Raw genomic sequence first — 21,030 nt, forward strand, 5'->3', positions numbered from 1 at the left:
CGCCACCCATTCTCTGGGCCGGGCGCTCGGGGCGGGTTACCGTGAGACGGCGACGATCCCCAGGACGATTTGTGCATCAGTGACGCTCTGACCGCCATGGGGCAAACCGTCACGCCGCGGGCTTGGAGTCGTCGACTTCTTCGAACTCGGCATCGACGACGCCGTCGTCCGCCGCCTTGGCTTCCTCGCCGCCGCCTTCGGGCGAAGACTCGGCCTGCTGGGCCTTGTACATCGCCTCGCCCAGCTTCATCGAGGTCTGGATACAGGCCTGGGTCTTGGCCTGGATGGCTTCGATGTCGTCGCCTTCCAGGGCTTCCTTCAGCTCCTTGATGGCGTTCTCGATGGCCATCTTCTCGCCGGGGTCGACCTTGTCGCCGTGTTCGGCCAGGGCCTTCTCGGTCGAGTGCAGGACCGCGTCGGCGCTGTTCTTGGCCTCGACGCCGACCTTGCGCTTTTCGTCGTCGGCTTTGTTGGCCTCGGCTTCCTTGACCATCTTTTCGATGTCGGCGTCCGAGAGGCCGCCGTTGGCCTGGATGCGGATCGACTGTTCCTTGTTGGTCGCCTTGTCCTTGGCGGTCACATGGACGATGCCGTTGGCGTCGATGTCGAAGGTGACCTCGATCTGCGGCATGCCGCGCGGGGCCGGCGGGATGCCCATCAGGTCGAACTGACCCAGCATCTTGTTGTCCGACGCCATCGGCCGCTCACCCTGGAAGACCCGGATGGTCACGGCGTTCTGGTTGTCGTCGGCGGTCGAGAAGGTCTGGGACCGCTTGGTCGGGATGGTGGTGTTGCGCTCGATCAGCGGGGTGAAGACGCCGCCCAGGGTCTCGATGCCCAGGGTCAGCGGGGTGACGTCCAGCAGCAGCACGTCCTTGACGTCGCCCTGCAGCACGCCGGCCTGGATGGCCGCGCCCAGCGCCACGACTTCATCGGGGTTGACGCCCTTGTGGGGCTCGCGGCCGAAGAATTCCTTCACCGCGTCCACGACCTTGGGCATGCGGGTCATGCCGCCGACCAGGACCACTTCCTCGATGTCGCCCTTCTTCAGGCCGGCGTCCTTGAGGGCCTGCTCGCAGGGACCGATGGTCTTGGCGATCAGGTCTTCCACCAGGGCCTCGAGCTTGGCGCGCGAGAGCTTGATGTTCAGGTGCAGCGGGCCGGAGGCGTTCATGCTGATGAAGGGCAGGTTCACCTCGTACTGGGTGACGCTGGAGAGCTCCTTCTTGGCCTTCTCGCCCTCTTCCTTCAGGCGCTGCAGGGCCAGCTTGTCCTTGCGCAGGTCGACGCCGGTTTCCTTTTTGAACTCGTCGGACAGGTAGTCGACGATGCGCAGGTCGAAGTCCTCGCCGCCCAGGAAGGTGTCGCCGTTGGTGGCCTTCACCTCGAAGACGCCGTCGCCGATTTCCAGCACGGAGACGTCGAAGGTGCCGCCGCCCAGGTCGTAGACGACGATCTTCTTGCCCTCGGACTTCTCAAGCCCGTAGGCCAGCGCCGCGGCGGTGGGTTCGTTGATGATGCGCAGGACTTCCAGGCCGGCGATCTTGCCGGCGTCCTTGGTCGCCTGGCGCTGGGCGTCGTTGAAGTAGGCCGGAACCGTGATGACGGCCTTCTCGACCTTTTCACCCAGGTGCTGCTCGGCGGCTTCCTTCATCTTGATCAGGATGTCGGCCGAGACCTGTTGCGGGCTGACGTCCTTGCCCTGGGCGCGGACCCAGGCGTCGCCGGTCGGGCCCTTGACGATCTCGTAGGGCACCATGTCCTTGTCCTTGGCGACCACCGGGTCGGTGAAGGCGCGGCCGATCAGGCGCTTGATGGCGAACAGGGTGTTGGAGGCGTTGGTGACCGCCTGGCGCTTGGCCGGCTGGCCGACGAGACGTTCGCCATCTTCCAGATAGGCGACGACCGAGGGGGTGGTGCGGGCGCCCTCGGCGTTCTCGATCACCTTGGGCGTCTTGCCGTCCATGATGGCCACGCACGAGTTGGTGGTGCCCAGGTCGATGCCGATGATCTTGCTCATCTGTGGTTCTCTTCGCTCCTCAAGTGGCGGACGGTGGCGGCGAGGGCCCTCGAAAGAGGCGCCCCGGTTTTTCTCTTCCGTCCCCGGTTAATCCAGGTTGGGACCGTCAAAGACGACCCGGTTGCATAGCGGAGCCTTCCGCTGACGGAAAGCGCCGTTTCGAGTCGCCATATGGGGAAGTCTCGCCCACTCGCAAGGGGAAAAGCCCTACGGATGTCGGGGGTTTGATCGTTCGGGGCGTTTGAGGACACTCCGTCGCGGAGGCCCCTTTTCGTGGGTATGGGCCCGGCCGGCGCGCATCCAGGGTGGGGTCCGTCAGTTTCCCTTGGTTTGGAACCCCTCACATGACCTTCGTTTTCGCCGCCCGCGCCCGCCGGCTGGTTCTGCTCGCCGCCGGCCTATCGGCCCTCATCGCCGGCCCGGCCCTGGCCGAGGATCGCCGGGTCAAGATCATCAACGAGACCGACCACACCATCGTGCAGTTCTACGCCTCCAACATCGGCCAGAACGACTGGGAGGAAGACATCCTGGGGACCGACATGCTGCGGCCGGGCGCCTCGGTGACCGTCAATGTCGATGACGGCACCGGCTACTGCAAATACGATTTCAAGGCGGTGTTCAGCGACGGCGACGTGCTGATCCGCCAGGGCATCGATGTCTGCAACGTCAGCGTCTACCGGTATACGGGGGACTGATCCCGTCGCGATTGCGCAGCCACCCCGCCGCTTCTAGGCTCTCCCTGGCAATCTGAGGGAGAGTCCGGGATGCGGCGGCTGGTTTTGATGGCGGTTCTGCTGGCGGCGGTCCCCGGCCTGGCCTTGGCCCAGGCGGGAGCCTGCACGATCCCGGGCTTTCAGCAGACCACGCCGTTGCTGAAATTCCAGGGCGTCGCCTTTTCGACCGTGACCGACCCGAACAACGACTTCTTCGGCGAGGTCCTGACCATCGACCTGACCGCGCCGGGGGTTGGCTTCACCGCCTCGACCGGCGGTGGGTCGCAGGACACCCGGTCGGCGACGACCGGCCAGTTCCTGGTCGCCTCGAACACGGCCGTGGCGATCAACGCCAATCTGTTCTGGCCCTGCTGCCAGGATCTGGGCAATGGCGGAACCAGCGCGGACACCGTCCTGCTGGGCATGGTGGTCGCCAAGGGCCAGCAGGTCTCGGGGCAGAACATCGACCCGTTCGAGGCGGGGACGGCCCTGGTCACCTTCGGCGCCGGCAACCAGGTCGCCATCCAGACGCCCGCCGTCCTGACGCCGCTGAACGGAGTCGTCACCGCCGTGGCCGGCACGGGGATCATCGTCCAGCAGGGACAGAACAACGGCGGCGCCCAGAACCCCCGCTACGCCGATCCGTTCGGCTCGGCGGCCCGCACCATGCTGGGCCTCTCGCAGGACGGCGACACCCTCTATCTGGTCACCATCGACGGCAAGGCGGGCGACAGCGGCGGCCTGACCGTGCCGCAGGCGGCGAGCGTGATGATCTGTTTGAACGCCTGGACGGCGGTCAATCTCGACGGCGGCGGCTCGTCCAGCATGGTCCAGTCCGACGGCCAGGGCGGCTACAACGTGCTGAACAACCCCAGCGACGGGTCGCTGCGCTTCGTCGGCGCCTCTCTGGGCGTCTTCGCCCAGCCGCTGCCCGCGGCTAGGCGCCCCTGACCCAGGCGTCGACCTCGCCCAGCCGGTCGCGCTTGACCCGGGCCCGCTGTTCGACCGCCGAGAGGCCGGCCTTCAGCCGGGCGCCGATGCCGCCATGGGCGGTGGCCCAGGCGCCGATCCTGCCGGCCAGGGCCGGGTCGTTGGTCCCCCCCGTCAGGCGCGGGACCACGCTGGCCAGGCCGTCGGGGGCGAACTGGGCGTCGGCCCTGGCCTGGTTCTGCATCAGGAAGTCCCAGGTCATGGCGGCGTTGCGCCGGCTGACCTCGCGCAGCAGCACGGGCCTAAGCGTGATCGGCGGCTCGTCGCTGAGCGCCAGGTCCAGGGTGCGGCGGGCCAGGGCCGGATCGCGGGCGGCGCCCAGCACCGAGTAGAACTGCTGCTTCTCCAGGGCGTTCTTCGACCCCGCCGCCAGGGCGTGCAGCCGCTCCCAGGTCGCAGAGTCAGCGTGGCTGGCCACCACGCGCAGGGTTTCGCCCCGGATGGCGGCTGGCAGGGGATCGCTGTCCATGCGGGCGAACCGGGCTCTAGCCTCCGCGACGACGGCGGCGTCGTCGAACTGGCCGAGCGCCTGGATCAGCTCGGTGCGCAGCAGGATGACGGTGGGAATCTCACCGGCCTTGGGCGTCCAGCCGACCCGGGCCCAGACCGGCGCCAGGACAGCGCGGGCCTTGGCGCGGAAGGCGGCCTGGCGGGGATCGCCGTCATAGAGGTCGTCGACGGCTTCCAGGGCATCGGCGACATTGATCCAGACGATGGGGTTGGCGTCGGCGGGCAGCCGGCCGGCCAGGGCGAACCAGCGGGCCAGCGGTTCGACGCCGGCCTCGCCCAGGGCCCAGCTGTCGTTCAGCACGCCCAACTGGTCGGCGGGGTCGAGTTTGGCGAAGTCCCGGGAGATCCGGGCAAAGCTGCGCGCGTCGTAGTCGGTGCGGAAATAGCCGGTCTGGCCGGTGTTCACGACCGCATAGCTGTAGATGAAGCCAAGGCTGTGGCCGGGCGTCATGACGCCCTGCTCGCGGCCCACCCGCACCGGGATGTTCCAGGACCGCCAGGCCTTCGACTCCGCATCGACGCCAAAGCGCGTCTGCTTGAGCCGCACGCCATCTTCCTCGCCGTAGGCCGACACCTTGACCATCGGCACCCCGCCCTGGGTGGTGAAGTCCCTGGCGATGGCCAGGATCGGCAGGCCCGAGGCGGCCTGGACCTCGGCCCACAGGTCCTGGCTGGTGGCGTTGCCGTAGGCGTGTTTCTTCATATAGCTGCGCAGGGCCTGGCGGAATTTGTCCTCGCCGACATAGGCCTCGATCATGCGGATGACCGCCTGGCCCTTCTGGTAGGAGATGGTGTCGAAGGGGGTGTCGCGGGCGTCGGCGACCGGGACCACGACCGGGTGGGTGGCCGAGCGGGCGTCGAGGTTCTTGGCCGCGTCGCTGCCCGCCTGGTCCTGCAGCCAGACCGACCATTCGGGATGGAAATGGTCGGTGGCCTTGGTCTCCATCCAGGAGGCGAAGCCCTCGTTCAGCCAGATGTCGTCCCACCATTTCATGGTCACCAGGTCGCCGAACCACTGGTGGGCCATCTCGTGGGCGATGGTGGTGAAGGCGTTCTGGCGGTCTTCCTCGGAGGAGACCTTGGCGTCGACCAGCACGGCCTTCTCGAAATAGAGGATGGCCCCCCAGTTCTCCATGGCCGAGAAGGCGGTCGAGCCGCCGGGGATGGCCACCATGTCCAGCTTGGGCAGCGGATAGGGCGTGCCGAAATAGTCGTCGTAATAGGGGAGCAGCTTGGCGGCGGCGTCGAGGCCGAACGCCGCCTCGGCCGTCGAGCCGCGCTTGACCACCATGCCGACATCGACCTTGCCGACCTGGCGGTGAACCCGCTCCAGATCGCCCATGGCCATGAACAGAAGGTAGGAGCTCATCTTCGGGGATTGCTGGAAGGTGGTCTTGATGAGGCCGTTGCCCAGGTCCGCCGTCGCGGCGGCCGGCATGTTGGAAACCACCAGCTGGTCCTTGGGGGCGGCGACGCTGAGGGTGAAGGTGGCTTTGAGGGCCGGCTCGTCCCACATCGGGGCGAATCTGCGGGCGTCGGGGCTTTCGAACTGGGTGGCCAGCAGCCGCTTCTTCTCGCCGGCCGGACCGTCATAGTCGATGGCGAACAGGCCCTGGGCCTGCTGCTCGATGCGGCCGGTATAGTCGATGGTCAGGCGGTGCTTGCCGGCGGGGAGCGGCGCGGCGAAGGTCAGGCTGGCCCGCTGGGCGTCCTGGTCATAGGCGATCTTCACGTCGGGCACGCGGCCATCCACCGCCACCTTGAAGAACTTCAGGTTGGCGGCGTTGAGGGTCAGGGTCTCCATCGGCGCGCCGAGCACGATGTCGGCCCCCATCGTGCCGCCGAACCTCAGGTTGGCGGCGTCGGGGACCACGCTGATGTCGTAGTGGATCGGGGTGACGCCGGGGGGCAGGACCTGGCGGGCGTCCTTCTGCGGGGCGCAGGCGGCCAGCAACAGGACAGCCGTGAGCGTGGCGGCGCGGGCCAGACTTTGGAGCATCTCGATCCTCCCCGGGAGTTGCGCGGTAACCTAGGCTGTTGCGGATCGCCATGATCATGAAGCTTTTGTCAGGTTCGGAAGTTCCTTCGCCGATCTCCCGGCGGAATCCGGACGCGTATTCACCGCAAAGGCCGCCATGCTGGCCGCGATGCGCTATCGAAGATCCATGATCCCGTCCGGCTTCCTCTATCTTCCCGGCCGCCTCGACGCCGAGGCGCAGGCCGCGCTTGTCAGCGCAGTGATGGCGGGCGCTGAGGACGCGCCCTTCTACACGCCGATCACCCCCGGCGGCCTGCCCATGCGGGTGGAGATGACCGGGATGGGACCGCTGAACTGGATCACCGACGCCGCCGGCTACCGCTACGAAGCCGCCCACCCGGTCACCGGCCGGCCCTGGCCGCCGATGCCCCAGTTGTTGCTCGACCTCTGGGCCGAGCTGGCCGACCCCGCCACCCCGCCCGACGCCTGCCTGGTCAACCTCTATCGCCCCGGGGCCCGGATGGGACTGCATCAGGATCGCGACGAGGCCGATTTCGGCTTTCCGGTGCTGTCGGTCTCGCTGGGGGACACCGCCGTCTTCCGCATCGGCGGCCGCAAGCGCACCGATCCCACCCGCTCGCTGAAGCTCAGTTCCGGCGATGTCTGCCTGCTGGGGGGAGAGGCGCGGCTGGCCTATCACGGGGTGGACCGCATCCTGGGCGGGTCCTCGCGGCTGGTGCCTGGGGGTGGGCGGATCAATCTGACTTTGCGGCGGGCGCGGCCGGCTTAGGAAAGTGTGCCGCCTTCGGCGGGGAGGAAGAGGAGTTTTAGAGGAGAAGAGTGAGCGGCCGGGCCATCCTTGAAGCGCCGCAGGCATTCCATTCGAAGGACAGCCTGCGGCGCTCTGCTGGGAAGTCGCTGTCGCTCGCTCTTCTCCTCTAAAACTCCTCTTCCTCCCGCGAAGCGGCTTAAACCCACATGCACGCCGCCCCGGAAGTCGGATCGCATCGCACCCCCAGACTCCCCTTCCCCTCGCCGCTTTCCCGGGGATAGGGTGCCGGCAATAGTGGGAGGAAACGCCGATGCGCGTACTGAACCGGCCCGAAGGTCCCCTTCCGGGCGACTTCGATGTCTCGCGCCGCTCGCTGGGCGGCCTGTTCTTCGCCGGCTATGCGGTAGCCGCCTTTTCGGCCGAGGCCGACCCGATCCATACGGACGAAACCGGCCTGATCTGCGAGACCGTCATGGTCCCCGCCAGCGACCGCTCGATCCCGGCCTATGTCGCCCGGCCCAGGGCGAAGGGGAAGTTCCCCACCGTGATGGTGATCTCCGAGGTGTTCGGCATCCACGAATATATCCGCGACATCTGCCGGCGCCTCGCCAAGCTGGGCTATGTGGCCATGGCCACCGACTTCTTCGTGCGGGCCGGCGATCCGGCCCCGGTCACCGATTTCGCCGAGATCCGCCGCATCGTCTCGGCCGCCTCCGACGCCCAGGTGATGACCGACCTGGACGCCAGCGTGCAATGGGCGATGGCGCAGGGCTTCGTCGATCCCAAGAAGATGGCTATTACCGGCTTCTGCTGGGGCGGGGCGGTGGTCTGGCTGGCCTGCGAGCGGTTCCGCTATTTCAAGTGCGGGGTGGCCTGGTACGGCCGCCTGTCGCGCCCGGCCGACGGGCAGTTCCTGTCCGAGCCCGAGCGCCGCTGGCCGCTGGAGCTGGCGCCAGAGCTGAAATGCCCGGTGCTGGGCCTCTATGGCGGCAAGGACCAGGGCATCCCCCAGAGCGACATCGAGAAGATGCGCCAGGCGATGATCGACGGGCGCAAGACCAACAGCCAGCTGATCGTCTATCCCGAGGCCCAGCACGGCTTCCACGCCGACTACCGGCCCAGCTACAACGCCGAGGCGGCGGCCGACGGCTGGAAGCGGATGCTGGACTATTTCGCCTTCTACAAGATGCCGGGTAAGTCGTACTAAGGCCTAGGTTCTAGAGGGGGCTCCGCCTTTGCGTTTTCCACGCATGCTCATCGAGGCGGAGTCGCCCGAACAGCTCGGCTACGACAAGATCAAGTTCAACCTGACCGAATCCTCGCTGCGGGACCGCACCCTGGCGGAACTGGGCCTGGACCTGAACGACCAGATCCTCTGCTACACCGATCACCTGGGCCTGCCGCCCCTGCGCGAGGCGATCGCGGCGCGGGCCGGGATGCAGAGTGGCGAGGTGCTGCTGACCGCGGGCGCCGCGGCGGCCCTGTTCATCGTGGCGGTCACCCTGCTGGATCGCGGCGACCACATGATCGTGGTGCGGCCCAACTACGCCACCAACATCGAGACCCCGCGCATCCTGGGCTGCCAGGTCGAATGCCTGGACCTGAAGTTCGAGGACGGCTTTGCGCTGGACCTGGCGCGGCTCGAGACGATGATCACGCCCAAGACCAGGCTGATCAGCCTGACCACGCCGCATAACCCCACCGGCGTGGCGCTGTCGGCGGCCACCTTGCGGGCCGTCGCGGCGATGGCCGAGCGCCATGACGTGCATGTGCTGGTCGACGAGACCTATCGCGACATGTCCTTCGTGGAAAAGCCGCCGGTGGCCGCGACGCTCAGCGAGCGGCTGATCAGCGTCTCGTCCCTGTCGAAGAGCTATGGCATTCCCGGCATCCGCCTGGGCTGGATCGTCAGCCGCGACCGGGGGCTGAACTACCGCTTCCTGTGCGCCAAGGAGCAGATCGGCATCTGCGGCAGCGTGGTCGACGAGGCCATCGGCCTGGCCGCCTACAGCCAGGCCGACGCCTGGATGGCCAGCGTCCAGGCCCCGCTCAAGGCGGCGTTCGACAGCGTGGCGGCCTGGATCGCCGCCGAGCCCATGCTGGAATGGGTGGAGCCGTCGGGCGGCTGCGTCTGCTTCCCGCGCATCGTCGGCGAGGTCGACATGGCGGTCTTCTACGCGACCTTGAACGACATCCACGGCTGCTATGTCGGGCCGGGGCACTGGTTCGAGCAGGACGACCGGTATTTCCGGCTGGGCTACGGCTGGCCGCTGCCGGCGGAGCTGGCGGGGGGGCTGAAGGCGATCTCGGCGTCGTTGCGGAAGGCGGCCCTCTAAATCCTCACCCGGAGGGGGAGGGGGACCATGCGGAGCATGGTGGAGGGGGTCCGTGTGACTTCCAGGGTTCAAAAAAGGGCGCGGCGGATCGGCTGAGGACTCAAGCCAAGCGTGGGAACCACACCGACCCCCTCCACCACCGCTGCGCGGCGGTCCCCCTCCCCCTCCGGGTGAGGATTAGCCGCGTAATTTCCGCGCCAGGGCCTCGAGATCCCGCGCCAGCTGCGCGTCCCCGGCCTTCAGTTCCTCGATCCGCCGCACCGCGTGCAGCACCGTCGTATGGTCCCGGCCGCCAAACCGCCGGCCGATATCGGGCAGCGAGCGGGTCGTCAGCTGCTTCGCCAGCCACATGGCCGCCTGTCTGGGCCGGGCGATGGAGCGGTTGCGGCGTTCGCTGATCAGGTCGGCCTGCTTGAGGCCGAAATGCTCGGAGGTGGCCTTCTGGATGTCGTCGATGGTGATGCGCTTTTCGGCGCCGCGCAGGTGGGGGCGCAGGATGGCCTGGGCTTCGTCCAGCGAGAGCCTGGAAACCCCGACCCCGGCGCGGGCGACCAGGGTGTTGAGGGCCCCTTCCAGCTCGCGGACACTGTCGGTGAAGCGGTCGGCCAGGAACTGCAGCACTTCGGGCCGGGCGGTGGCGGCGAAGCCCTGCTGGCGGCCGAGGGTGTCGAGCTTCTTTTCCAGGATGCCGAGCCGCAGGTCGCGGTCGGCCGGCTCGATGCCGCAGACCAGGCCCGCCGACAGGTGGCTGCGCAGGCGGGCGTCGATCTCGGTGATGGCGCTGGGCGGCCGGTCGGTGGAGAACACCACCCGGCGGCCGTCCTCCATCAGGGCGGTCAGGGTGTGGAACAGCTCTTCCTGCGTGGACTGCTTGCCGCCGACGAAGTGGACGTCGTCGATCAAGAGCAGGTCGGCGTCGCGCAGCTCTTCCTTGAAGGCGGTGGTGGCGCGGTCCATCACCGCCCGCACGAAGGTCGACAGGAAGCGCTCGGCGCTCAGATAGACCACCTTGCGGGTCGGCTGGGTGCGCATGGCCTCCCAGGCCATGGCGTTCATCAGGTGGGTCTTGCCGAAGCCGTAGGAGCTGTGGATCACCACCGGGTTGAAGTGACCGTCGGCCCAGCTGGCCACGCGCTTGGCCACCGCATAGGCGAACTCGTTGGCCGGTCCCACCACGAAGGTGTCGAAGGTGAAGCGCTCCTGCAGCCCGCCCAGGGCGGCGCTGCGGCCGCGGCCGGCGGCGGGGGCCGCGTCGGTGGAGACGGGATCGGCGATTTCCAGCGGCGAGACGACGACGGCCGGGCTCGCGGAAGAGGCCGGACCAGCCTCGGCCTCGAACTCCATGCGCGACTTGAGGTCCAGGTGACGGCCCTGCGGGTCGTTCTGGGCCCACAGCTCGGCGATGCGGCGCCAAGCGTTGCGGCGAATCCAGTCGCGGGCGACGCCCGTGGGGGTGACCAGCACCAGGGCGCCGGCGGCGCCCTCGCGCAGGGCCGCTTGGCTCAGCCAGGAACCGAAATCAGCCTCACCCAGCTCACGACGCAGGGCCGAACAGGCCTTGGTCCAAACGGTGTCGGCTGGCGTCAGCTCAGGCATGCCTTGAGCGCCCCTTGTCATCATTAGCCCCTCACTTCTCTCGTTTCCGGTCACGCCCGAACCCACAACATTGTCCGTCCCCCGCGACGGAAAACGCCCTTCAGAAACAGGGAAAGCTTCCCCGCGCGGCGTATGCGCATGCATCCGCCGCCGCTTTTGTTTTCATCCGACTGAGGAAGGAAAAAATGCGTCTGTGGCCCAACACTAGCCACCTCGATGGGGGGGTCAAACGGGAAATTTGACGACTCCAGCGAATCTTTCTGTTGACTCGCGAGGACCCCTCGCCCCGCAAGGGAATTCGTTAACCGCGCGAGTTCGGAGCAGGGTTAATTGGCCGCAGGCAGCGCGTACGACGGACTCCGAACGGGGCTTGGGTCAAGCGAAAAAACCGACCCGGTCAGGGACCGGATCGGTTCAAAAGCGCTGATAAATCAGCGTTCTACGGAAATCGTGGGCAATCAGCCCAAAGATTAGGCCGCGGCCATCTTCTTGAGCTGGGCCGCCAGGCGCGAGACCTTGCGCGAGCCGGTGTTCTTGTGGACCACGCCCTTGGACACGGCCCGCATCAGTTCGGACTGAGCCTCGATGAAGGCGGCCTTGGCGGCCCCGGCGTCGCCGCCGGTCAGAGCTTCTTCGAACTTGCGCAGGAAGGTGCGGACACGCGAGCGGCGGGCCTTGTTGACCTCGGTGCGGCGCTCGATCTTACGGATCGCTTTTTTAGCGCCGGGATTGTTGGCCATGGCTTAGAAAACCTCGAACGGACTGGACGCCCGAGAATGGGCGCCACTGAATTGGAAGGCGCGCGATATACGCAACGCTGGCCCCCGGGTCAATGCGCAGACGCCAGGCAAGTCGTTGAAAGGACTCTTTATGCACCGCCGGACCTTGCTGGTTTCCCTCGCCGCGCTGGGCGCGGCAGCCAGTTGCAGTCAGAAGAGCGACGACCTGGCGGTGATCTGCGATCCGGACCTGGTCGAGGCCGTCAAGCGCTCGTTGACGACGTATCAGAAGTCGCACCCGGACAGCCGCTGGACGATTGCGCAGGGACCGCCGACGGAGCTCATCAAACTCGCCGAAGCCGACGGCGCGCGAATCCTGATCACCCACCAGCTGCTGCTGGCCGACAATCTTCAGCGCACGCGCCGGGCGCCGCTGGAAAACCGCTGGACGGTGGGAACCCCGGAAGCGCCCGTCGCGGTGGTGGTGACCAAGGGCGCGGGCGAAGCGGCGGCCAAGGCCTTCGCCGAATGGCTGGGGTCCATCGCCGGCCAGTTCATCTTCAGCGGCGCCACCCTGCCTAACGCCGACGCCCCTACCGCCCCTTGAAGTCAGGCTTCCGCTTTTCCACGAAGGCGGCCATGCCCTCCTTCTGGTCCTCGAAGGCGAAGAGGGAGTGGAAGAGGCGCCGCTCCAGGGCGACGCCGGCGGTCAGGGTGGTCTCGTAGGCGGCCTCGACCAGCTCCTTGTTCATCATCACCGCCAGCGGTGAGAGCGAGGCGATCTTGGCGGCGGCCTCCAGGGCCTCGTCCAGCAGGCGGTCGGCGGGCACGACCCGGCTGACCAGCCCGGCCCGCTCGGCCTCGGCCGCGTCCATCATTCGGGCCGTGAGGATCATGTCCATGGCCTTGGACTTGCCGACGAACCGCGTCAGCCGCTGGGTGCCGCCGATGCCGGGGGCGACGCCGAGATTGATCTCCGGCTGGCCGAATTTCGCCGTGTCGGCGGCGATGATGAAGCTGCACATCATGGCCAGCTCGCAGCCGCCGCCCAGGGCATAGCCCGAGACCGCCGCGATGATCGGCTTGCGGAACCCCTCCAGCGCCTTGGCCGCGTCGGCGAAGAAGTTCGACGTGAACATCTGCGCATAGGACTTGGACGACATCTCCTTGATGTCGGCCCCCGCCGCGAAGGCCTTGGGCGAGCCGGTCAGCACCAGGCAGCGGATGCTGTCGTCGGCCGTGGCGGCGGTCAGGGCCTGGGCCAGTTCGCCGAGCAGCTCGCTGTTGAGGGCGTTGAGCGCCTCGGGGCGGTTGAGGCGCACCAGGGTCACGCCGGGGGAGGGGGTTTCGATCAGCAGGGTGTTGTAGGTCATGACGCGGGTTTTGGACCGGCTCGCGGCTGCGCTCAAGCCCTTCGCATTCCTCGCCCATTGGGCGAGGGGGACCACGAAGTGGTGGAGTGGGCTCTGGGGAGCACACGGAGCTTCAAGCATGCCCACCCCGACAGTGCTCGATCCGGAAACACCGTGTGCTCCACGGCCCACTCCGTCGGCTTCGCCGCCACCTCGCCCAACGGGCGAGGAATTAGGGGAAGGCGGTTAAGCCCCCCTACCTCGGCCCCTCGACCTTGAACCCCCTCGCCCGCAGCAACGCCGGCACCCCGTCCGGGCCGACCAGGTGGCCGGCGCCCACGACGATGACCGTCTCGCCCGAGCCCGCCATGCGCTGGGTGATGGCCTCGACCCAGCGGTTGTTGCGCTGGGTGATCATGCGGTCGAAGAGGTCGGGCGAGGCGCGCTTCATCGGCTCCAGCCCCTCGGTCTGCAGGGCCTTGAGGTCGCCCGACAGCCAGGCGGCCAGCAGGCGGTTGTAGGCGTCCGGCTCTTCTTCGATCTGGCGCAGGGTGTCCTCCAGCGAGGCCAGCTGGTCGGCCTCGGGGGCGTCGGCGAAGAAGCCGATCTGTTCGTCGGCCGTCTCGAAGGCCTTGCGCAGGGCGGTGGGCGGGGTCGCTTTCTCGATGGTCTGCTCGACCCCGTCGGCGGCCCCGGCCCCGCGCTGGGACATGTCCACCAGTCCCACGGTGACGTCGGCCAGCCAGGGGCGCAGGCGGTCCATCTGCTCCAGCGACAGGCCAAGCTTCGGGGCCAGCCGGGCCAGCCGCTCGCGGCCGGCGGGGGTCAGCTTGGCGAGCAGGCTCTCGCCCGGCGGCAGCAGGCCCTTGGCCTTGACCACCTCGACCCCGGCCGCCTGGCTGGCCGGGTCGAAGGGCAGCTCGAACCACAGGTCGTCGGCCTTGGCCAGGGCGTCGGTCAGCACCTTGGGCTTCCAGTCCAGGCCGGGCGGCAACACATGCACCGAGCCGAAGATGACCACGGTGGAATCGGCGTCCCTCACGACCCAGACCGGCGGCTGGGCGGCGGCGACGCCGAAGCCGACCAGCCAGACCGTGGCCGCGGCGACCAGGCGCTTCCACGCCCTGCTGAAATTGAAGGCCATGGAAACTCCGTCAGGTCTGGCAGATGGGACAGTGGAAGGTCGAGCGGCCGGCCTGGACCTGGCGGGCTACCACGCCGCGGCAGGTCGGCCGGGGACAGGGATCGCCCTCGTGGTCATAGACCTGGAAGCGGTGCTGGAAATAGCCCAGGGCGCCGTCGGCGGCGGCATAGTCCTTGAGCGAGGAGCCGCCGGCCGCGATGGCCTCGGTCAGCACCTCGCGGATGGCCGTGGTCAGGGCGGTCAGCTTGCGTCTGGGGACCTCGCCGGCCGGCTTGTCGGGGGCGATCTTCGCCCGGTAGAGCGCCTCGCAGACATAGATGTTGCCCAGCCCCGCCACGACATGCTGGTCGAGCAGCAGGGTCTTGGGCCCCTGTTTGCGGCCGGCGAAGGCTTTGGCGAGCACCTCGACATCGAAGTCGGGGCCCAGCGGCTCGGGCCCCATGCCGGCGAACCAGGGGTGCTGGGACAGGCGGTCGGTGGGGATCAGGTCCATGAAGCCGAACCGGCGCGGGTCATAGTAGGTAATGCGGCTGCCGGCCTCGGTCTCGAAGACGACATGGGCGTGCTTGGGATCGGGCGGGGTCGAGTAATAGAACTCGCCGGGCTGTTCCTTGAGGCGCGCGCCCTCGATCTCGAACCGACCCGTCATGCCGAGATGCATGACCAGGGTGTCGCCGCGATCCAGCGGGGCCAGCAGGTATTTGGCCCGCCGGGTCAGGCCCTCGATCCTGGCCCCGGTCAGCCTTTGCACAAACCCCTCGGGCAGCGGAAAGCGCAGGTCCGGGCGCCGCGCCTCCACCCGGCTCAGCCTGGCCCCCTCCAGGGCGGGCGCCAGACCGGCGCGGACGGTTTCGACTTCGGGAAGCTCGGGCATGTGGGGAGCATATGGGGCGGGGTTGGAATTGCGCCATCCGGCGGTTGGCGAATTTGGCGTTGTGCAGATTTTTCACCACGAACAACACGAACAACACGAACGGGTCGGCGCTAGCCCAGCTCTGACCCGAAGGGTCTGTTTGATAGATCGGGCCTTCGGCCGGGAGGACGCGTTTGGCTCCGTCTGTTCGTGTTGTTCGTGTTGTTCGTGGTGAACCTTTCCTGTCGCATCCAGCCTAGCGCCAGCCGGCCTCCTTCAGAGCGGCCATGTAGCTTCGGCTCACCGGCGCAATGAGGCCGCCGGCCAGGCGGGCCTCGCCGCCGCCGCGTTTCCAGCGCACCGCTTCGATGGCCTGCGCGGGGACCCACCAGGAGCGGTGCAGGCGGTGGCCGTGGACCTGGGCCAGTTCGTCGAGGGCCTCGGAGAACGGCATCCGGATCAGCTCCGAGCCGCTGTCGGTGTGGGCGCGCACATAATGGTCTTCCGCCTCGACCGCGATCAGCCGGGCGGCGCGCCGCCTGGCCGAGAGCCTGAGCCGGAAGGCGCGTTCGGCGTCCGGGAGCGGGGGCTCTATGACCGTGCGGGTTTCGATCACCCGCCGCCGCGCCAGGCCCCGCAGCGTCATGAGCAGCAGGGCGACGACCAGCACCTGGCCGCCGAGCTGGGGCAGCATCCAGGGGCGCCTGGGCAGGTCGAGCATCAGGGCGTTGAGCGCGTAGATGAACAGGGTGACCGGCGGCGTCATGATCAGCGAGACGGCGGCGACGCGCGGCCAGAAGGCGCGGATCTTCGTTCCCAGCAGAGCCTCGACGCCGGCGCCGAACAGCCCGCAGGCGATCACCGCGATCAGCCAGTAGGCCGTCCGCAGCGGGGTGGGCGTGTCCAGGGTGCGATAGGGGCCCAGCGCCGTCATCACCAGGCCAAACCCGCCGAACAGCAGCAGGTCGAGCAGAAGCCCCCGCCAGCGCCGGCCCCCGGCTTCCCGTGAACCAGGCGCCGTTCGCGACCCGGATGCACGGTTCACGGCAAACCGCCTTTCCACGGCCCGGCGACGGGGCGAGCGCTGTGCGCCCATTCCTGCCCGGAGCCCATGATGATCAGAAGACTTGCCCCTCTTTCTTCGGCCGCCTGGCGTGCGGCGCTCGTGCTGCTGACCGCCCAGGTCGCCTGGTCCGCGGCCGCCCGCTACCTGGTCGGCAGCGAAACACCGCCGCAGGTGATTGTCGAGAACACCTTCGCCAGCCCCGTCCTGGTCATTCACGTCGCCGCGTCCATCGTCGCCCTGGCCATCGCGCCGCTGCAGTTCGTGGCCGCGATCCGCAGGCGCTGGCCCGGCTTCCACCGCCTGAACGGCCGGCTCTATCTGCTGGCCTGCGCCATCGGCGCGCCGGCCGGCTTCGTCCTGGCCTTCGGCGTCACGGCGGGGCCGGTCGCGGGCCTGGGGTTTTCCATTCCCGCCGTGCTGTGGCCGCTGTTCACCTGGCTGGGCTGGCGCGCGGCCGTTGAAAGGCGCTTTGGCGACCACAGGGCCTGGATGCTGCGGTCCTACGCCGTCCTGGCGGGGGCGATTACGCTTCGGCTGATGCTGCCGTTTTCCGGGCTGGTGCTCGGCATCGACTTCTTCCCGGCCTACCGGGTCATTTCCTGGCTGTCCTGGAGCGCCAACCTGGTGCTGGCCGAGGCCTATATCCGCTTCAGGCGCGCGCCGGCCGTGACCTATGCGCCTTCCTAATCGCCGCCGCGCCCGCTATGACGGCGGCCATGTCCGAGCGCACAGCGACTTTTGGTTTTCGCGATGTCGACGCCCGCGAGAAGCCCTCGCTGGTGCGCGGCGTGTTCGACAAGGTCGCGGGCCGCTACGACCTGATGAACGACCTGATGAGCGCGGGCGTGCACCGGCTCTGGAAGGACGCGACAGCCGCGCGGCTCAACGTCCAGCCCGGCGAGGTCATCGTCGACTGCGCCGGGGGGACCGGCGACATGGCGCGGCGGTTCGCCAAGATGGCCCGGGCGGCGCAGCTGCGCCGGGGGCTGGACAAGGACGCCGTCGTCCATGTCATCGACTACAACGCCGAGATGATCGCCGCCGGCCGCGAGCGGGGCTCCGAGCCGGAGATTACCTGGGCCGTCGGCGACGCCCAGCGGTTGCCCCTGCCCGACGCCTGCGCCGACGGCTACTGCATCGCCTTTGGCATCCGCAACGTGACCGACATCGCCGCGGCCCTGCGCGAAGCGCGGCGGGTGCTCAAGCCCGGCGGGCGGTTCGTCTGCCTGGAGTTTTCGCGGCCGACCAGCGAGGCGGTGCGGGCCGCCTATGACCTGTGGTCGTTCAAGGCCATTCCGGCCATCGGCGAACTGGTCGTCAAGGACCGGGAGTCCTACCAGTATCTGGTCGAGAGCATCCGCCGTTTCCCCGACCAGCAGACCTTCGCCCAGATGATGCGCGACGCCGGGTTTTCGCGGGTGACGTTCACGAATTTCACCGGCGGGGTCGCCGCCCTGCACCAGGGTTGGGCCATCTAGCCATGGCAAGCCTGCCGGCTTTCGGCCGCCTGGTCGCGGCGGGCTGGACCCTGGTCCGGGCCGACGCGCTGATTCCCCGCGAGATCGACCCGGTGCTGCCGGCCGGGGTAAGGGCTGTGGCCGGGTTTCTGCGCCTGTTCGCCGGTCGGGCCGCGCGCGAGGGCCGGCCGGGCGAGCGGCTGGGCCGCTGCCTGGAGCATATGGGCCCGGTCGCCATCAAGCTGGGCCAGTTCCTGGCGACCCGCTCCGACATCTTCGGCATCCAGTTCAGCGACGACCTGGGCCGGCTGCGCGACCGGCTGGATCCCTTCCCCACCGATGTGGCCCGGGCCGAGGTCGAGCAGGCCCTGGGCCGGCCGCTGGCGGGCTTCCTCAATGAGTTCGGCGACCCGATCGCCGCCGCCTCCCTGGCCCAGGCGCACCGGGCGGTGCTGGCCGACGGGCGGATCGTGGCGGTCAAGGTGCTGCGGCCGGGCATCGAGCAGCGGGTGGCCAAGGACAGCGCCACGCTGCGCCTGGCCGCCGGGCTGCTGCTGGGCTTCGCGCCCGCTCTGAAGCGGCTGGAGCCCAAGCTGTTCACCGAGACGGTGATCCGCTCGCTGGAGCTGGAGCTGGACCTGCGCTTCGAGGCCGCTGGCGCCGCCGAGATGGCCGAGGTCATGGGTCGCGACGCCTTCATGACCTGCCCCAAGGTGGTCTGGGACGGGGTCGCCCGCCGGGTGCTGACCCTGGAATGGGCCGACGGCGTCCCGCTGTCCTCGCCGGCTTCGCTGACCCTGCCGGGGCTGGACCATCGCCTGCTGGCCGACAACCTGATCCGCGCCTTCCTGGCCCAGGCCCTGGACCACGGCGTCTTCCATGCCGACCTGCATGAGGGCAACCTGTTCATCGACGCCCCCGCGAAGCTGGTGGCGGTCGATTTCGGCATCCTGGGGCGCTTGGGAAAAGCCGAGCGGCGCTATCTGGCCGAGATCCTCTACGGCTTCCTGCGCAAGGACTACGCCCGGGTCGCCGCGGTGCATTTCGAGGCCGGCTATGTGCCGCCGCACCACGATGTCGACGCCTTCGCCCAGTCGCTGCGGGCGGTGGGCGAGCCGGTGTTCGGCCGGGCCGCCTCGGCGGTGTCGATGGGCCGGCTGCTGGCCCAGCTGTTCGACATCACCGCCCTCTTCGACATGCACCTGCGGCCCGAGCTGGTGCTGCTGCAGAAGACCATGGTCACGGTCGAGGGCGTGGCCCGCCGCATCGATCCCAGCCACGACCTCTGGGCCGCCGCCGACCCCATCGTCCGTCGCTGGATCGCCCGGGAACTGGGCCCGGCCGCCAAGGCCCGCGACTTCGCCGACGAGGGCCTGCGGGCCGTCCGGGCGTTGGCGAGGCTGGCCGAGGAGCATGGCGCCCCGATCGTGATCGCCCCGCCCCCCCGCCCGCCCTCGCGGCTGGCCTGGTTCGCGGTCGGCGCCGCCGTGGCGGGGGCGGCCTTCCTGCTGGCCCGTTGGTGGCCTCTATAAAAACCCCGCTCATCCCCGCGAAAGCGGGGACCCAGGCGTTTTTCGTTTCAGCCTTCCAACCGCTCACCCCCGCCCGATCGCCCCGAACAGTAAAAAGCCTGGGTCCCCGCTTTCGCGGGGATGAGCGGATTATTGGTCAGGCCTGATCGTCATCCTTGCGGCCCGAAGCCTTGCGCGGCTTGGCCTCCCCCGCCTTGACCTTTTCCCAGTAGGCCGCCCCGTCGTCGGGCTTGAACATGGTGCGGGGGGCGCCGTCGCGGGTGACGACGGCGAAGACGTTGCCGCGCGGGTCGTAGATCAGTTTGTCGCCGTTGCGGCGGGTGAGGGTCTGGGCGCCCTTGGGCGGGTTGCCGGTGAAGGCGTGGACCTTGGCGACATAGGCCTCGAGGGTGGCGGCGCCGAAGGCCTCGCCATTGCGGTCGAAGGCCTTCTGGGCCTGCTCCTCGGCCGTGCCCTTGCGGCTGGCGGCCCAGATCGGCCGGCCATCCTCGGCCAGCTTCACCGGCGCGTCGGCCTTGGAGCGGCGGGCCGAGGGGCGGTCATAGCTGTTGTCGGCCTGCTGGCTGTCGCCCCCGGACCAGGCGGCGGGCGCGGCCGGATCACGCTTGGCCACCGCAGAGGGGCCGCCGTCACAGGCCGCCAGCGCTAAAACGCCGGCCGCCAGAAGCCACTGGATTCTCATGCGGGACATTGCTTGCCCTCCATCCCCAGGTTGTCTTGGAACAAACAAAGAACAGATTTGATCCTTTGTCCAGTCCCCTTCGGCGCCCTAAAGGAAAATGAGATTTGAGCGGGGTCTGACGCGTGGCCGAGAAGCGAGTCCTGTTGATCGTCGGCGGCGGGGTGGCGGCCTACAAGGCGCTGGAACTGACCCGGCTGCTGCGCAAGGCCGGGGTGGCCGTGCGGCCGCTGCTGACCAAGGCGGGCGCGGCGTTCGTCACGCCCCTGTCGCTGGCCTCGCTGGCCGAGGACAAGGTCTACCAGGACCTCTTCTCCCTGACCGACGAAGCCGAGATGGGCCACATCCAACTGTCGCGCTCGGCCGACCTGGTGGTCGTCGTCCCGGCCACCGCCGACCTGATGGCCAAGGCGGCCGCGGGCCTGGCGAACGACCTGGCCTCGACCACCCTGCTGGCCACCGACAAGCCGGTGTTGATGGCCCCGGCCATGAATGTGCGGATGTGGCAGCACGCCGCCACGCGCCGCAATCTGGCGACCCTGCAGGCGGACGGGGTGCATTTCGTGGGGCCGGACGAGGGCGCCATGGCCTGCGGCGAGTATGGCCCCGGCCGCATGGCCGAGCCGCCGGCCATTCTCGAGGCCATCCTGGGCCTGTTGCAGACCGGCGCGCCGCTGGCCGGCAAGCATGTGCTGGTCAATGCGGGGCCGACGCTCGAGGCGCTGGACCCGGTGCGCTTCATCTCCAACCGCTCCAGCGGCCAGCAGGGCTATGCGATCGCCACGGCCCTGGCGCGGCTGGGCGCGCGGGTGACCCTGGTCTCGGGACCGACCGGCCTGGCGGCTCCCGCCGAGGTGACGCGGGTCGATGTCGAAAGCGCCCGCGAGATGCTGGCGGCCTGCAAGGCGGCCCTGCCGGCCGATGTCGCGGTCTGCGTGGCGGCGGTGGCCGACTGGCGGCCGGACGAGGTCTATGGCCTGAAGCTGAAGAAGGGGCGGGAAGGCCCGCCGGCCATCACCCTGGTCGAGAATCCCGACATCCTGGCCGAACTTTCGGCCTCTGGGCCGGGCCGTCCGAAGCTGGTCGTCGGCTTCGCGGCCGAGACCAACGACGTCGAGGCCCATGCGGTCGCCAAGCGCCAGCGCAAGGGCTGCGACTGGATCGTCGCCAACGATGTCACCGAGCCAGGCGTGATGGGCGGGGGCGAGAACGCCGTCCTGCTGATCACCGCCGCCGGAACCGAGCGCTGGGAGCGCGCCCCCAAGTCCGAAGTCGCCCAGCGCCTGGCGCTGCGCATCGCCCAAAGCCTTTAA

The 21,030-nt window shown here is 68.7% G+C and carries 19 protein-coding genes; 10 read left to right on the plus strand and 9 right to left on the minus strand.

All coding sequences use genetic code 11. The annotated features are described in order from the left end of the window. Positions 1 to 109: 109 nt before the first annotated feature. Complete coding sequence (gene dnaK / locus QO010_RS15840) at positions 110 to 2,020, minus strand: molecular chaperone DnaK (RefSeq protein ID WP_307350655.1); 1,911 nt, start codon at positions 2,018 to 2,020, stop codon at positions 110 to 112. A gap of 344 nt (positions 2,021 to 2,364) precedes the next feature. Between dnaK and QO010_RS15845 the strand changes: the two genes are divergently transcribed. After that, complete coding sequence (locus tag QO010_RS15845; protein WP_307350658.1) at positions 2,365 to 2,715, plus strand: hypothetical protein; 351 nt, start codon at positions 2,365 to 2,367, stop codon at positions 2,713 to 2,715. Between the two features lie 69 nt (positions 2,716 to 2,784). Next, positions 2,785 to 3,684, plus strand: a complete 900-nt coding sequence (locus tag QO010_RS15850; protein ID WP_307350660.1) for a phosphodiester glycosidase family protein — start codon at positions 2,785 to 2,787, stop codon at positions 3,682 to 3,684. On the opposite strand, the gene QO010_RS15855 is transcribed toward QO010_RS15850, so the two are convergent. Beyond that, entirely contained in the window at positions 3,671 to 6,232 is a 2,562-nt protein-coding gene (locus QO010_RS15855; RefSeq protein WP_307350662.1) for a M1 family metallopeptidase, read from the minus strand. The two genes, QO010_RS15850 and QO010_RS15855, sit on opposite strands and share 14 nt — an antisense overlap. A gap of 166 nt (positions 6,233 to 6,398) precedes the next feature. On the opposite strand from QO010_RS15855, the gene QO010_RS15860 reads away from it, so the two are divergent. The 3 genes from QO010_RS15860 (at position 6,399) to QO010_RS15870 (ending at position 9,319) form a co-directional block, all read left to right on the plus strand. Then, the gene (locus QO010_RS15860) at positions 6,399 to 7,001 is read left to right on the plus strand and encodes an alpha-ketoglutarate-dependent dioxygenase AlkB (protein ID WP_307350664.1); all 603 of its coding nucleotides are present in this window, start codon (positions 6,399 to 6,401) and stop codon (positions 6,999 to 7,001) included. A 292-nt stretch (positions 7,002 to 7,293) separates the two neighbouring features. Continuing rightward, on the plus strand, positions 7,294 to 8,190 hold the full coding sequence (locus QO010_RS15865) for a dienelactone hydrolase family protein (RefSeq protein ID WP_307350667.1): 897 nt from the start codon (positions 7,294 to 7,296) through the stop codon (positions 8,188 to 8,190). A gap of 28 nt (positions 8,191 to 8,218) precedes the next feature. Then, a complete protein-coding gene (locus QO010_RS15870) occupies positions 8,219 to 9,319 on the plus strand; it encodes a pyridoxal phosphate-dependent aminotransferase (protein ID WP_307350669.1) in 1,101 nt (366 codons plus the stop codon). Between the two features lie 177 nt (positions 9,320 to 9,496). Here QO010_RS15870 and dnaA read toward each other — a convergent pair whose 3' ends face one another. Together dnaA and rpsT are read right to left on the minus strand one after the other, a co-directional pair. After that, complete coding sequence (gene dnaA, locus QO010_RS15875) at positions 9,497 to 10,939, minus strand: chromosomal replication initiator protein DnaA (protein ID WP_307350670.1); 1,443 nt, start codon at positions 10,937 to 10,939, stop codon at positions 9,497 to 9,499. 446 nt (positions 10,940 to 11,385) lie between these two features. Further along, positions 11,386 to 11,655: a 30S ribosomal protein S20 gene (gene rpsT / locus QO010_RS15880; RefSeq protein WP_307350671.1), complete on the minus strand. Its 270-nt coding sequence runs from the start codon at positions 11,653 to 11,655 to the stop codon at positions 11,386 to 11,388. A 130-nt stretch (positions 11,656 to 11,785) separates the two neighbouring features. Between rpsT and QO010_RS15885 the strand changes: the two genes are divergently transcribed. Continuing rightward, positions 11,786 to 12,241 carry a hypothetical protein gene (locus QO010_RS15885; RefSeq protein ID WP_307350673.1) on the plus strand — a complete coding sequence of 152 codons (456 nt, stop codon included), beginning with the start codon at positions 11,786 to 11,788 and terminating at the stop codon, positions 12,239 to 12,241. On the opposite strand, the gene QO010_RS15890 is transcribed toward QO010_RS15885, so the two are convergent. The 4 genes from QO010_RS15890 to QO010_RS15905 form a co-directional block, all read right to left on the minus strand. Next, positions 12,228 to 13,007: an enoyl-CoA hydratase gene (locus tag QO010_RS15890; RefSeq protein ID WP_307350675.1), complete on the minus strand. Its 780-nt coding sequence runs from the start codon at positions 13,005 to 13,007 to the stop codon at positions 12,228 to 12,230. The genes QO010_RS15885 and QO010_RS15890 overlap by 14 nt on opposite strands. A 235-nt stretch (positions 13,008 to 13,242) precedes the next feature. After that, positions 13,243 to 14,130, minus strand: coding sequence for a TraB/GumN family protein (locus tag QO010_RS15895; RefSeq protein ID WP_307350676.1), 888 nt, complete (start codon positions 14,128 to 14,130; stop codon positions 13,243 to 13,245). A 10-nt stretch (positions 14,131 to 14,140) separates the two neighbouring features. Beyond that, positions 14,141 to 15,004: a bifunctional DNA-formamidopyrimidine glycosylase/DNA-(apurinic or apyrimidinic site) lyase gene (gene mutM / locus QO010_RS15900; protein WP_307350678.1), complete on the minus strand. Its 864-nt coding sequence runs from the start codon at positions 15,002 to 15,004 to the stop codon at positions 14,141 to 14,143. 235 nt (positions 15,005 to 15,239) lie between these two features. Further along, positions 15,240 to 16,028 carry a LytTR family DNA-binding domain-containing protein gene (locus QO010_RS15905; protein WP_307350680.1) on the minus strand — a complete coding sequence of 263 codons (789 nt, stop codon included), beginning with the start codon at positions 16,026 to 16,028 and terminating at the stop codon, positions 15,240 to 15,242. Positions 16,029 to 16,097: 69 nt separating this feature from the next. On the opposite strand from QO010_RS15905, the gene QO010_RS15910 reads away from it, so the two are divergent. From QO010_RS15910 to ubiB, 3 genes are read left to right on the plus strand one after another with little or no spacing between them, the layout of a single operon-like run. Then, positions 16,098 to 16,736, plus strand: a complete 639-nt coding sequence (locus QO010_RS15910; RefSeq protein WP_307350682.1) for a DUF2306 domain-containing protein — start codon at positions 16,098 to 16,100, stop codon at positions 16,734 to 16,736. Positions 16,737 to 16,765: 29 nt separating this feature from the next. Next, positions 16,766 to 17,527, plus strand: a complete 762-nt coding sequence (locus QO010_RS15915) for a class I SAM-dependent methyltransferase (protein WP_307350683.1) — start codon at positions 16,766 to 16,768, stop codon at positions 17,525 to 17,527. Between the two features lie 2 nt (positions 17,528 to 17,529). Beyond that, on the plus strand, positions 17,530 to 19,038 hold the full coding sequence (ubiB, locus tag QO010_RS15920; protein ID WP_307350685.1) for a 2-polyprenylphenol 6-hydroxylase: 1,509 nt from the start codon (positions 17,530 to 17,532) through the stop codon (positions 19,036 to 19,038). A 136-nt stretch (positions 19,039 to 19,174) separates the two neighbouring features. On the opposite strand, the gene QO010_RS15925 is transcribed toward ubiB, so the two are convergent. Then, on the minus strand, positions 19,175 to 19,729 hold the full coding sequence (locus QO010_RS15925) for a hypothetical protein (RefSeq protein WP_307350687.1): 555 nt from the start codon (positions 19,727 to 19,729) through the stop codon (positions 19,175 to 19,177). A 113-nt stretch (positions 19,730 to 19,842) separates the two neighbouring features. On the opposite strand from QO010_RS15925, the gene coaBC reads away from it, so the two are divergent. After that, the gene (gene coaBC / locus QO010_RS15930; RefSeq protein WP_307350690.1) at positions 19,843 to 21,030 is read left to right on the plus strand and encodes a bifunctional phosphopantothenoylcysteine decarboxylase/phosphopantothenate--cysteine ligase CoaBC; all 1,188 of its coding nucleotides are present in this window, start codon (positions 19,843 to 19,845) and stop codon (positions 21,028 to 21,030) included.

This window comes from Caulobacter ginsengisoli (assembly GCF_030814835.1).
Lineage (GTDB): Bacteria > Pseudomonadota > Alphaproteobacteria > Caulobacterales > Caulobacteraceae > Caulobacter > Caulobacter ginsengisoli.

What these genes read in the sequence shown, in the direction of transcription:
- dnaK (WP_307350655.1), bottom strand. Translation starts at nt 2,020, where the DNA reads ATGAGCAAGATCATCGGCATCGACCTGGGCACCACCAACTCGTGCGTG.
- QO010_RS15845 (WP_307350658.1), top strand. Translation starts at nt 2,365, where the DNA reads ATGACCTTCGTTTTCGCCGCCCGCGCCCGCCGGCTGGTTCTGCTCGCC.
- QO010_RS15850 (WP_307350660.1), top strand. Translation starts at nt 2,785, where the DNA reads ATGCGGCGGCTGGTTTTGATGGCGGTTCTGCTGGCGGCGGTCCCCGGC.
- QO010_RS15855 (WP_307350662.1), bottom strand. Translation starts at nt 6,232, where the DNA reads ATGCTCCAAAGTCTGGCCCGCGCCGCCACGCTCACGGCTGTCCTGTTG.
- QO010_RS15860 (WP_307350664.1), top strand. Translation starts at nt 6,399, where the DNA reads ATGATCCCGTCCGGCTTCCTCTATCTTCCCGGCCGCCTCGACGCCGAG.
- QO010_RS15865 (WP_307350667.1), top strand. Translation starts at nt 7,294, where the DNA reads ATGCGCGTACTGAACCGGCCCGAAGGTCCCCTTCCGGGCGACTTCGAT.
- dnaA (WP_307350670.1), bottom strand. Translation starts at nt 10,939, where the DNA reads ATGATGACAAGGGGCGCTCAAGGCATGCCTGAGCTGACGCCAGCCGAC.
- rpsT (WP_307350671.1), bottom strand. Translation starts at nt 11,655, where the DNA reads ATGGCCAACAATCCCGGCGCTAAAAAAGCGATCCGTAAGATCGAGCGC.
- QO010_RS15885 (WP_307350673.1), top strand. Translation starts at nt 11,786, where the DNA reads ATGCACCGCCGGACCTTGCTGGTTTCCCTCGCCGCGCTGGGCGCGGCA.
- QO010_RS15890 (WP_307350675.1), bottom strand. Translation starts at nt 13,007, where the DNA reads ATGACCTACAACACCCTGCTGATCGAAACCCCCTCCCCCGGCGTGACC.
- QO010_RS15895 (WP_307350676.1), bottom strand. Translation starts at nt 14,130, where the DNA reads ATGGCCTTCAATTTCAGCAGGGCGTGGAAGCGCCTGGTCGCCGCGGCC.
- mutM (WP_307350678.1), bottom strand. Translation starts at nt 15,004, where the DNA reads ATGCCCGAGCTTCCCGAAGTCGAAACCGTCCGCGCCGGTCTGGCGCCC.
- QO010_RS15910 (WP_307350682.1), top strand. Translation starts at nt 16,098, where the DNA reads ATGATCAGAAGACTTGCCCCTCTTTCTTCGGCCGCCTGGCGTGCGGCG.
- QO010_RS15915 (WP_307350683.1), top strand. Translation starts at nt 16,766, where the DNA reads ATGTCCGAGCGCACAGCGACTTTTGGTTTTCGCGATGTCGACGCCCGC.
- ubiB (WP_307350685.1), top strand. Translation starts at nt 17,530, where the DNA reads ATGGCAAGCCTGCCGGCTTTCGGCCGCCTGGTCGCGGCGGGCTGGACC.
- QO010_RS15925 (WP_307350687.1), bottom strand. Translation starts at nt 19,729, where the DNA reads ATGTCCCGCATGAGAATCCAGTGGCTTCTGGCGGCCGGCGTTTTAGCG.